The sequence below is a fragment of the Arthrobacter sp. NPDC057013 genome, from assembly GCF_042674585.1.
Lineage (GTDB): Bacteria > Actinomycetota > Actinomycetes > Actinomycetales > Micrococcaceae > Arthrobacter.
Map to the genome: position 1 here is coordinate 1 of NZ_JBHUSE010000020.1, position 10,608 is coordinate 10,608.

General features: G+C 62.2%; 11 protein-coding genes. 7 read left to right on the plus strand and 4 right to left on the minus strand.

What is annotated here, in order from left to right; translation table 11 throughout:
• The 7 genes from ACFTSA_RS19725 to ACFTSA_RS19755 form a co-directional block, all read left to right on the plus strand.
• On the plus strand, window positions 1-1,149 hold a 1,149-nt coding region (locus tag ACFTSA_RS19725), incomplete at its 5' end, for a glycoside hydrolase family 3 N-terminal domain-containing protein (RefSeq protein WP_377953453.1).
• Between the two features lie 114 nt (window positions 1,150-1,263).
• A complete protein-coding gene (locus tag ACFTSA_RS19730; RefSeq protein ID WP_377953454.1) occupies window positions 1,264-1,488 on the plus strand; it encodes a hypothetical protein in 225 nt (74 codons plus the stop codon).
• 236 nt (window positions 1,489-1,724) lie between these two features.
• On the plus strand, window positions 1,725-2,360 hold the full coding sequence (locus ACFTSA_RS19735) for an SRPBCC family protein (protein WP_377953455.1): 636 nt from the start codon (window positions 1,725-1,727) through the stop codon (window positions 2,358-2,360).
• A 121-nt stretch (window positions 2,361-2,481) separates the two neighbouring features.
• Window positions 2,482-3,375 carry an oxygenase MpaB family protein gene (locus tag ACFTSA_RS19740; protein ID WP_377953457.1) on the plus strand — a complete coding sequence of 298 codons (894 nt, stop codon included), beginning with the start codon at window positions 2,482-2,484 and terminating at the stop codon, window positions 3,373-3,375.
• Window positions 3,362-3,844, plus strand: a complete 483-nt coding sequence (locus ACFTSA_RS19745; RefSeq protein ID WP_377953458.1) for a hypothetical protein — start codon at window positions 3,362-3,364, stop codon at window positions 3,842-3,844. Before ACFTSA_RS19740 ends, ACFTSA_RS19745 begins: the two co-directional genes overlap by 14 nt.
• On the plus strand, window positions 3,844-4,848 hold the full coding sequence (locus ACFTSA_RS19750; protein WP_377953459.1) for a hypothetical protein: 1,005 nt from the start codon (window positions 3,844-3,846) through the stop codon (window positions 4,846-4,848). The genes ACFTSA_RS19745 and ACFTSA_RS19750 overlap by 1 nt, the downstream gene beginning before the upstream one ends.
• A gap of 281 nt (window positions 4,849-5,129) precedes the next feature.
• On the plus strand, window positions 5,130-6,158 hold the full coding sequence (locus ACFTSA_RS19755) for a DUF4192 domain-containing protein (protein ID WP_377953461.1): 1,029 nt from the start codon (window positions 5,130-5,132) through the stop codon (window positions 6,156-6,158).
• A 454-nt stretch (window positions 6,159-6,612) separates the two neighbouring features.
• Here ACFTSA_RS19755 and ACFTSA_RS19760 read toward each other — a convergent pair whose 3' ends face one another.
• The 4 genes from ACFTSA_RS19760 to ACFTSA_RS19775 form a co-directional block, all read right to left on the minus strand.
• Window positions 6,613-6,783: a hypothetical protein gene (locus ACFTSA_RS19760; protein ID WP_377953462.1), complete on the minus strand. Its 171-nt coding sequence runs from the start codon at window positions 6,781-6,783 to the stop codon at window positions 6,613-6,615.
• A gap of 10 nt (window positions 6,784-6,793) precedes the next feature.
• On the minus strand, window positions 6,794-7,057 hold the full coding sequence (locus ACFTSA_RS19765) for a hypothetical protein (RefSeq protein WP_377953464.1): 264 nt from the start codon (window positions 7,055-7,057) through the stop codon (window positions 6,794-6,796).
• A 60-nt stretch (window positions 7,058-7,117) separates the two neighbouring features.
• Window positions 7,118-7,501, minus strand: a complete 384-nt coding sequence (locus ACFTSA_RS19770; protein ID WP_377953466.1) for a hypothetical protein — start codon at window positions 7,499-7,501, stop codon at window positions 7,118-7,120.
• A gap of 217 nt (window positions 7,502-7,718) precedes the next feature.
• Complete coding sequence (locus ACFTSA_RS19775) at window positions 7,719-9,707, minus strand: ATP-binding protein (protein WP_377953468.1); 1,989 nt, start codon at window positions 9,705-9,707, stop codon at window positions 7,719-7,721.
• Window positions 9,708-10,608: the final 901 nt, after the last annotated feature.

Genomic DNA, 10,608 nt, shown 5'->3' on the forward strand with positions numbered 1-10,608 from the left:
GAAAGTGTAGCCGCGGTCGTCAAGCACTTCCCCGGTGCCGGCCCACAGCTTCGCGGTGACGACGCCCACGACAAACGCTTCCCTGAACAGGTCTATCCCGGCGGACAGCAGCAACTCCACCTCCGCCCCTTCGAGGCAGCATTTGAAGCCGGAGTCACCCAGGTCATGCCGTACTACGGCATGCCGGTAGGAACGGACTGGCAGGAGCGCGGCTTCGCCTTCAACGAACCAGTGATCCGAGATCTTCTCCGGGGCAAGTACGGCTTCGACGGCATCGTCGTCAGCGACTGGTTCCTCCTCGAACCCACCTTCCACGCCGGCCTGACCTTTGGCCCCAATGGGTACGGTCTGGAAGAGCTCACGCCGACCGAACGCCTGGCCATCGGCATGGGCGCCGGAGTCGACCAGTTCGGCGGCGACAGCTGCACCTGGCGGGTTGTTCAGGCAGTCAGGGACGGTCAGCTCGAGGAGGGGCTTGTAGACCGTTCGGTCGCACGCTTGCTGCAGGAAAAGTTCAAACTCGGCCTCTTCGAGAACCGCTACGTCGATGTTGAAAACGCACGCGAGGTCGGGACGAACCGGGAGTTTAAAGCTCGTGGCATCGACGCGCAGGCGGCGTCACTGACGCTACTCAAGACCGACGACACCCTCCCACTCCGGGCCGGCACGAGAGTCTACTCCGAAGGCATCGACTGGTCTACTGTTGAGCACGATTTCGAAATTGTCGCCACCCCGGCCCATGCCGAGGTCAACCTCGTCCGCCTTGATGCACCATGGCAGCCCGACCCCGATAACGCGCTCGGTGACTTCTTCCACCGCGGCCAACTCGATTTTCCGCAAGACACCCTAAAGCGCATCGCTGAGCTCGCAGCCCAAGCCCCGACGGTCGCAGCCGTCTACCTCGAACGTCCCGCCGTCGTGAAGGAACTCCTCCCACACCTCGCCGGCCTCGTCGGCGAATTCGGCGCCAGCGACCAAGTCCTGGTCGACGCCCTTCGTGGACGCACTGCCTTCACCGGCAAACTCCCGTTCGATCTGCCCAACAGCATGGCTGCGATCGAAAACTCACGCGAAGATGTCCCCTTCGACACCCAAAGCCCATGCTTCGGCCACGGCCACGGGATCACCCTCACGCCAGCAACCGTGTAAGCACAGGTCGCAGCGAGAAAGGTAGAGGCGGCTGGCGCAGCACCGCCGCCTCTACCCTCCCCGCACCCTTCAGTCACAGCTGTGATAACAACTTTCCTGCAAATACGAGGTCCCGTGACAGCAACAGCACAAACCTATCCATCACCAGGAATGGTCGATGTCATCGTTGACGTCGCCTCACAAATCGACCACGCCCTGAACAATGCGGTCGAGACGGTAAAAGCCGCAGCCATTCGTCACGAGACAGGGATCATGATCACCCGAATCGGACCCGGCCGCTACATCGTCCGGGCGCACCCTGCAGTGCCCTTCGGACTCATCCGCCAGCAACACAACTAGAGCAAGACACCCAATTCAATGTCGCGTTGTGGCACAAAATCGGCGCGGGCTTCACGACTGACGATACAGCTAGCTGCCTGGTTAGAGCACACCCCAACCTGACATCGCGTGAGTGCGCAAGGGCCACCAGAATGGGGTTCGTTTCTTCTTATTCTCACACCGACCCCAGAAGCTTCTGGTCGCAACCTGAAACTTCTGGCTGTGTCCCTAACGGCAGTGCGGCAAAGAAGAGCGACATGCAGGTTCTTGTCGGCCCGGCTACTCGAGGCATTGGCTTGCCGCAGGATTCGAATCTACTCCAGCCCTTTACCCAAGGTGCTCAGCCCCGAACACTGCACAGTAATGCCAAAATGGCTTTTATGACCCCACGCCTCTTCGACCTCAGCTCCACCTGGCACCTCCCGGCGACTCCCGAGCAAGTCTGGGAGGTAATCGCCGACATCGACATGAGTTGGCCCAATTGGTGGCCACGCTGCAGCTTCGCGGGGCCGCTGGTACGCACCAAAGCCGTGAGCAACTCCCAGGAAGACATCCTCAAGGCGACTACCGCCCACCTCAACTTCAAGGCATCGCTGGGTTACGCGCTCACCATCAGCATCCACCCAACAGATGTAGTTGCACCCCAGGAAATTGACTTCGATGCCGGCGGACATTTGAACGGCACCGGGCGAGTAGTGCTCACCCCCGAGAAACAAGGTGTAGCCACGCGCATGGACATCGAGTGGCGTGTCCACCCGACCCAGCGCTGGATGAACCTCCTTACGCCGATCGCTGCACCGGTCTTCACGGCAGCCCATGCGCTCATGATGAAACAGGGAGAAAAAGGCCTCGTCAAAGCGCTGGCAAATGAGGCAAGGACCGCCGCCTCGTAGACCCGTCTACGATTGACTAGCCACGTTGATCTAACCGTCCTACCATGGAATCGGTCACGCGAGCTGGGGAGCTGGTGCCCCACTTTCGAGCGCAGACTCTCAGGCACGGCGAAGGGGCACGATGAACATCCACGACACGCAAGCCGTGAGCCGGCACCGCCAGGAGAACACCCACCCCGAGGACTGGGAGGCCACCTTCCGGAACATGGCTCTCTTCGACCTTGCGGCAGACATGGAACTCGGCTTCTTCCTCTCGTACTACCGCAATTTCGCCATCCCGAGTATCGCTTCAACACTGCACAGCAACGCCGAAATCCAGGAGCGCCCCATGAAGCGCTCCTACGACACCGCCATCGTCATCTACGAGCTCATCGCTTGCGGACTGGACAGCGAGCGCGGCCGCGAAATGGTTGGACTGCTTAACCGCGTGCATCGCAACGTCCCCGGCAGCAAAGACGACTTCCTCTATGTCCTCCTCACACTGCTCGTGGTCCCAATCCGTTGGACGCAGAAGCACGCGTGGCGCCAACCCACAACAGCAGAGTTGGCGGCCGCTGTGCGATTCTTCTCCGAACTGGGCTCCCGGATGAGCATGGCGAGCGTGCCCCGAACATACGCTGAAGCCGAGGCGTTCTTCGACGCCTACGAGGCTGCGCATGTCGCGCCATCCGCCGAAGGTCAGCGTCTCATGGACACCACTGTCCAGGTGTTCCAAAGCCGTTTGCCCGCTCCCCTGCGCCCCTTGGCCAAACAGATCATCAGCACAATGCTCGACGACGACCACCTCACCGCGGCGCTCGGCCTCCCGAACTCCACCAGGGCTTCCCGGGCCGCCCTCAAAACGGGACTAGCAGTGCGGAATACAATAAGCCGTCGTCGGCCGCTCAAGAAGCATCCGCATTTCACGCCCGGCAAAGCCGGTTCGTCCCTATACCCGAACGGGTATTCACTGGACCAGATCGGTCCGGTCAATGTTCCCCACTCCCCCGCGGCCCGAAGCAATGAACTATCGTGAAGCCCGAAAGATAGCCCGGCGAGCGGAGCACGGCTTCGGTCTGCCCGACGACGCGACGCTTCTGTACATCCAGAACAAACTGGAAATGCAACGCGGCCGTCCCATCATCGTCGACGAACTCCCCGGCATGCGCGGATCAGAATTGTGCGGTGTCTGGCTTATCTGCGCCGACCACGACATAGTCCTGCACTCAACAGTGAAATCCAGCTGGCACCGGCAACAGATCATCCTGCACGAGTTCAGCCACATGATCCTTCAGCATGACCTCGAGGAACCGACCGAAGACTTGGTCACGGCATTCCTCCCGGACCTCGGCGTCGAGGTACTCCGCGCTCTCGGCCGCAGAAGCTACACAGATGACGCCGAATTCACAGCCGAGGCCCTCGCCGACCAGCTTGCAATGCGGATCATCAACAGCGAGGTCCCCAGCCTGCCCGAGCCGCTGGCCTTTCGCCAGGTGTTCGGCTGATGGAAGCCGTCCCCGCAGCCGCGCTGTGGGTGCTTACTGTCCTTCGGCTGCCCATCGCCCGAGATCCTGACCGCGGCAGCGTATTTCGCGCGACTATCCTGGCCGCAATTGCCTGCACACTGTATGTCCCCGCCGTCTACTACGGCATCGATCCGCTGCTCGGTGGCCAGAACCGCGTAGGGCTTGCCACCCTCCTGTCTCTACTTCTTGGGTTTTGGCAGTTCCGAACTGCCATCCTGCTGGCTGCGGTCGCGGACAAAGAAGTACGACGGCGGCAACTCACCTTGGGCCGTTGGGCTGCGGGTGCCGCCTGCGCGGCAGTTACTGCAGGATTTCTCACCAGCCGTGTAGATCTCACCGATCCCAACCTTCCCCTGACATACGGTGACCAGCCCGGGATGGCAGTTTTCCTCTGGACCGGCTCGGCCTTCATCATGTGGATCTGCGTCGACATAGCCCGGGTATGCAGGAGCAACATTCCTCACATGCGTACGCCGGCGTTTCGATCGGCGTTCACCCTCATCGCCGTCGGTTGCGTCTTGTTCGCTCTGGTCCTTCTCGACCGGCTGCTCTACGGGGCGGTCATCAAGGTTGAAGGCACCGCCAGCCCGACGGCTGCTGTGCTCACTAGCTTCTATTGGGTGGGCGAAACGTGCGCCGTGCTCCTAGTCAGCCTCGGGCTACTTCTCCCCCGGCTCGCGGGACGTCTCAAGCATGGCACGTTCGGGCTCCGCACCAGACTGTTGCTCTGGGAAATCAGTCCTATATGGAACCGCATAGCCTTTGGCCAGCACGAGTTAGTTTTGCAGGATAGACGCGCCAGCCGGCTGTCGTTCTTCTGTGGGCACGCTGAAACCCAGCTTCACCGGTGGTTGGTAGAAATACGTGACTGTGAAATGGCCAACCCCGAAGCTGCCCGGCGCCTGGACGCCCACGACCGGACCGTCGTCGAACGCGCCGAACATGCACTCGAAAGGCGATCCGGCGCGCAGCTGACCCAATAATCTTCCCCGTGAACTGCGGCCCCTTGGTCATGCCGCGGTGCCCGCACCTGCCCATGAATGAACAAAAGCAACTTCGCTGTTTGTCATTCTGATCCCGATCATCGCTGGGCAGGCCCTCTGGCACCTGTGGGCGGCGCGCCGTTCACGAACCAAGAGTTCATTCGGTGCTCCTCCGTCCCTTCGTCCGGACTCCAAGCCCAGCGGTGGCTCTCCTATCAGATTGACGCCGAAAACTGACGGGCGCATCCGCGGTCCGCCGGCCGATATAAAGGAGAAGGATCATGGAAGAGCTCACTATCCGCACCCCAGCCGACGTTCTCAGTTTCGTCGGCCACACGCTGGGGTTCTGGCCCCGCGAAAGCCTGGTCTGCATCACCTTGTCGGATAAGCATGTTGGCGCGACACTGCGCGTTGATCTGCCGAAGCCGGGCACTGAGATCAGCTACGCGCAGACGGTGGCGGGTTACCTTGCCCATGACACCAATGCCGAAAGTGTGCTATTTGCCGTGTACACCTCTCAGGAAGAGCAGGCCGGTCCGGTCAAGCCCCAGGCGGCAACCATCGCCGCGTTGACTGGTGCCCTCGCCGAACGGGGGATGTCCATCCGCGATGGACTCCTGGTCGGGAATGAAAGGGTCTCCCAATACGATGGAAACTCCGAGGACGGTCGGTCGCTCCCGCTCGCGGCAACACAGTCCAGCCAGATCAACGCGGAATTCGTCTACCGCGGCAGCACCATCGAACCGACAAATCGGATCACTCTGCCCGCATCAACGAAAGAAACCGAAACTACGGATGCTGTCCGCGACCGTGTAGCTGCACTCGGAGGCCTGAAAGTAGGGGAAGCGCTCGAGCAAGCCAGGGCACGCTGGATGGAAATGCTTGAGTCGCACAGCTACCCGGACCGGGATGAAATCGTGAACCTGATCGCGGATCTCCAGTTCCCCTTCATTCGCGACAGGCTGATGGCCGACATCCCAGGCATTGACGAACGCATGGATCGGATCCTCCTCGCCCAAACCCACGATAAGCCGCAGTGGTCCCGAGTCGAATGGGCGCAGCAGTTACTCCTCCATGCCTACACGCACAGCAGCACGAAGCACTCGGCCCCCATCCTCACCGCGGTGGCCTTCATCAATTGGTGGGAAGGCAGAGGCAGCAAGGCGCACCAGTTCCTTCAGCTCGCTCTCGAGGCTGACCCTAGTTATCACCTTGCTAGGGTCAGCGACATCATGATCGGCTCGGGAGTGGTCGCTGGCTGGAACATAGACAAGGGAACGGCGTACCGAGATCCGGGCTTGGGAGTCTGACGGCTGGCGGTGTCTCGACCATCTCGCGCAGAAGGTCTTTCGTTCTCCGGCCAGGATCCTACCCAGGCGCATGAAACGCGCCGCCAGCAGCAGCACACCAAGAATGAGGCCGCAGTTTTGCCGCCGGTGAATGTTTAAAGCAGAGGTGGGTTAGCACTACGAAGACCCTCAATAGCTGCCTAGGCAGGAATGCGCTTCCTGTGAGCGACTGGGCATCCGGGTTCCAGGGCCTCTGGCCGGGGAAGACCTGGGCTCAGGCCTCCCCGGTGCCCATCAGGGCAAGGAGCGTCAAAAATGGCCTTATTAGGCTGTGCCAACGCAGAGGGCTGTACTAAGTCCTTTTCTGTGGGCATGGTCTTCCCGGTTCCCGGGGGAGTGCACACCTAAGTGTGCATGCGCGCTGACATGGGACTATGTCCCGAAACGGACGTCCCGCCGTGGGAGCCTTGGAGGCTCAGCTCTCGTCGAACGGCAGGCGGACGACCTCATCCCCCGGGTCTTCCGGACTTGATGGTGGAGCTGCGTTTGGATGGTCCTGGTACAGCGCGTCGGAGGCGCTCTGGTCGTAGGCGTCGGAGAGGCCTGCACCCTTGGTCCCGAGGACCTGCTCCCAGTTGTTTCCCATACACACGACTTTATCGGCCGGCGTCGAACTCGCGAAGGATCACCTCGACGCGGGCGGTTAGTTCATCGGCGCGCTTGAGTATCCGCTCTTCCTCCTCGCGCGTCATCTGCCGCCGGGGACTGGCCTGCACCGCAGCCGCAGCTGGCCCCGGATCAGGTGCGGGCTCCGGACCGTCGAGCAGCAATGCCACGGCGCTGATGACTGCCGACAGCGAGGATCGATGCATGGAGCGGTAGGCGTCGATCCAACCCCAGCGGTCCACAGCTGGCAGCATGCCGATGCAAAGGTACCAGTCCGGATTGGGATCCGGCCGCAGGTGCCGGTGCGCGGGTCCTTATTCGTCGCGGCGGTGCCCCAGAGCCCGGACGGAACCGTGGGACCACCCGCTGTTGGTGCCGATCACATCGAGCCACGACCAGGTGGCGCACGCCGGGCAGGCGCTCGGGTCCTCGGCGATGCCAATCCCCTGGCGCAGCTCGCTCATCCTGTCCGGCCGCAACCCAAGCGCCCCCGCTCTGTCCAGCCCGAGGCCGCCGTGCGACGCAGGCGCGAGCAGCACCGCGGAGAACAGCATCCGGCGCAGCCGCAGCCTGAAGACCCAGTGGGTGTCCGGGCGCTGGATGATTGCCGTACCGCGCCGGATCAGCCGCTCTAGGGAACCGGGATCCTCACGGCGATCGCGCGGCCACGCGGGGGCTGCAGGACCTTTGGGAGCCATCCGCCGGCGTAGTTCTGCGAGCACAGCCCGGGATGGCTGTGCCTGCCGTGTAAAGCGAGAGAGTGAGGTCTCGTCGATCTTTCCGGCAGGCACGCCTGAGACCGAGCACCAGTCAGTCCAGAGGTCGGGCAGCGCCGTCGTCATCCTGCTGATTGTGCCGCTCCTCTGTGGAGGGCCTGGTAGGTTCATGGCAAGCGGCGCATCGATCAGGGTCTGATCAGATCTTAGAGTTCTCTTCGGTCGTTTCTTCGGCACTTGCAAGTAGGGCCTCAGGAATGACATCACCATGGTTGCGGCGGAGGTAGTCACGTGCATCGTCGAGCGACGGGTCGTGCTGGAGGCTCTTCTGGAAATAGTCGAGCCGACGCCGCGCATCGTCGATAATCTGACCCCAGTCTCGCACCCAGACGCGGACCTTGGCCCCGGGTGCCTCAGGCAGGTCCGGCTCGAACACGAGGCCGCGCTCTCGGCCTCGCTGGTTCGCTTCCTGCCGGACGTCTTCGTCGATCTCACCCGTCACGAGCCAGAAGTCCCACTCGGTCGTGCTGCTCGCGTACCGCGGGTCCTTGGCCATCGCCTTGGCGTATGCCTTGATCTGGGCGAGCTCCTTCGGGCCAGCGACGACCTTGGGGGCCTTAAGCTCAACCACGAGATGCCTGTTGCGGTCGTGCTCGGTGGCGGCGACCGAGAGAAGGAGGTCCAGGCGGCCGGACTTGCCGTCGAGCAGCTTTACGGGCGTCGAGTCGGTGCGCGGTTCGTCCAGGATTTGGCGGTGTCGATCCAGGGCGGCCGTCAGGCCCCGCTCGCTGATCATGAGGTTGTACTGCTCGCCGAACACCCACAGTTCGCTTTCCAGGATGCGGTGCAGATGCGCCCGTTCCCCGATCATCTTGCTGGCCTCCGGGTCGAAGACCATCAGCTCGAGCGCACGCAGAAACTCGAGTCGGTTCGTAACATTGCTCGAGGCTTGGATCACCCGCGACAGGCTGGTGCGCCTGAGGAGGTGCTCGAGCTGCTCGCGCTCGTCGGCGGGGAGGCCGACGTACTGATCCAACAGCACGGACACGTCACTCGGCCGATGCTGGATGGACTCACGCAGGAGTCCGAGCGTCAGCTTCTTCTGCTGCCTGCCGCTCGGGATGTGTCTGCGGATCGAGGTGGCGACCACGTCGAAGGTCGCGCGCTCGACCTTCTCTTCCTCCGTTGCTGGCTCGCCCTCGTAGGGGTAGACATTTCCTGCCTTCCATTCCTCCACGAGTTCGCGACGTCGTTGGGCGCGACGTGACTCGAAATGCTTTTCCAGCACTTCGTCTACTTCAGCCAGCAGTAGCCCGAGTATCGACGGCGTGGCTTCCAGGTGCGCCAACATCCACTCGTTGTGATGCTCAGGCATCTCATCCCAGAGAACGTACGCGGAGTAGCGGAAGTCGGGGGCCGGGGCCTTGTCGACAGCGTCGACCGGAACACCCGCGCCGTCGCACAGGTGGATCGCCCGTTCGTTGCCGACCTTCCACTCGATGATGCGAAGCTTGGCGTGCCGTGTGATACCCTCGTGCGCCCACTCCAGGTCGTACGTGGTATCGAGGTCAATGCTCTCTTCGGGCCGGACCCGCGATCCGTCGTAGGTGATCGAGACGTCCGGTCGAGCGATGAGGTAAGGAGCGAATGTTGCCGTGATTCGGTCGCTCGCTTTGTCGCTGCTAAGGCGGTCAAGTCCATCGCGCCCGGATGCCACGAACCGGGTGCCCGTACTCTCATCAGTGCTCACCGGATCTGATGTGTCGAAGTCGTTCCTGGCGTCTGCGGAGGCGCGGATGACCGACCTGAGACGCTTGCCATCCAGGCTGTCTGCGACTGTCTCCCAAACGACCTGGGTGCCGAGGGCGAATGCGCGCAGCCGGCCTTGGCCGAGGCGACCATGCAGTGGGCGCTCTTCACCCTTGCTGCGTCCCGCTGCCCACTTCCACGAGTTGCCCACCCATCGGAAGGCAGACGACAGTTCTTCGGGGGCCATCCCGTGGCCGTCGTCAGTGACCTCGGCACCGATCACGCCGTCTGCATCATTGCGATGAAGAGTCACCACGACGTCGTGGGCGTCGGCGTCCAGACTGTTCCAGACGAGCTCGATGACCGCCTTGATCGGGTCGTTCTCGTGTGCGAGCCTCTGGACGAGGTCGTTCCCAGCCTCCAGCTGTATGCGTGCCACTGTCACATTCTGCCAGCGAGGACCGACAGCCGACCGCATTTCCGTGCCCGCTTGTCATGAACAGCACTTTCGTAGGTGTGGACACGTCGTCGTGGATGGACCCACTTTGAGAGTCGGAATCCGGCATCGCTTCGGTGTTCGTCACCGTTCCGGTTCTGTAGGCTGTGCCCATGAAGACCAGATCCCAATGGGGGCGGGAAGCTGTTCTCGGTTTCGTGGCCTCAATGGCTGTAGGCGTGTGGGCGTTGTCGACCCCCAATTCCTTTTTGCTTGGCATAATCGCGATCTTTCTAATGTTCAGGACCGCGAATGCCGGATGGAACTGGCTTTTCGGGCCGCAAAGCCCGCCGCCCGAGACGTAGGACCCCTCGGGCCGCCAGGCCTCAACCAGGACCAGCCACCCGCGCTCTTGAGTGGAACACCGGCCGCCCATTTATGACCCGTTCCCTCCGAGCCAGAGGGTGCGTTCTGCGAGCTCATCGAGGCAGCTGCCTAGTCCGGAAGTTCTCGCGGTTTTCAACATAGGCCACGACTCCCCTACCGGCTGCCGGCGACCGATGCTGGACTGGATCCATGCTCAGTTACGAAGACATCATCCTGCTCGGCGAGGAGCGGGTCCTGGTCATCCAGGAGCACAAAGATGGCAGCTGCTGGTTTGGCGAGACCTGGGATTGAACCACGTCGGTAGAGGTCCCAATCCGTCGCGCTCAGCTTTCCGGCCAAAAGACCCTTTCGCCCATCAGCTTGAGGAACGCTGCATACATATTCCTCGACGGTCAGCTCTCCGCGGGCGGCGGCACCCATGCGGTTCAAGCAGTATCGCTGTTCTGCGGCCTTTTCGGCTCGTTCTTCGAGGGCGTAGGCGTTGGCGCTGCGGGCCGCGAAGAAGGCTGCTTAGCGC

What these genes read in the sequence shown, in the direction of transcription:
- ACFTSA_RS19740 (WP_377953457.1), top strand. Translation starts at nt 2,482, where the DNA reads ATGAACATCCACGACACGCAAGCCGTGAGCCGGCACCGCCAGGAGAAC.
- ACFTSA_RS19745 (WP_377953458.1), top strand. Translation starts at nt 3,362, where the DNA reads ATGAACTATCGTGAAGCCCGAAAGATAGCCCGGCGAGCGGAGCACGGC.
- ACFTSA_RS19755 (WP_377953461.1), top strand. Translation starts at nt 5,130, where the DNA reads ATGGAAGAGCTCACTATCCGCACCCCAGCCGACGTTCTCAGTTTCGTC.
- ACFTSA_RS19750 (WP_377953459.1), top strand. Translation starts at nt 3,844, where the DNA reads ATGGAAGCCGTCCCCGCAGCCGCGCTGTGGGTGCTTACTGTCCTTCGG.
- ACFTSA_RS19760 (WP_377953462.1), bottom strand. Translation starts at nt 6,783, where the DNA reads ATGGGAAACAACTGGGAGCAGGTCCTCGGGACCAAGGGTGCAGGCCTC.
- ACFTSA_RS19770 (WP_377953466.1), bottom strand. Translation starts at nt 7,501, where the DNA reads ATGGCTCCCAAAGGTCCTGCAGCCCCCGCGTGGCCGCGCGATCGCCGT.
- ACFTSA_RS19765 (WP_377953464.1), bottom strand. Translation starts at nt 7,057, where the DNA reads ATGCTGCCAGCTGTGGACCGCTGGGGTTGGATCGACGCCTACCGCTCC.
- ACFTSA_RS19735 (WP_377953455.1), top strand. Translation starts at nt 1,725, where the DNA reads ATGCAGGTTCTTGTCGGCCCGGCTACTCGAGGCATTGGCTTGCCGCAG.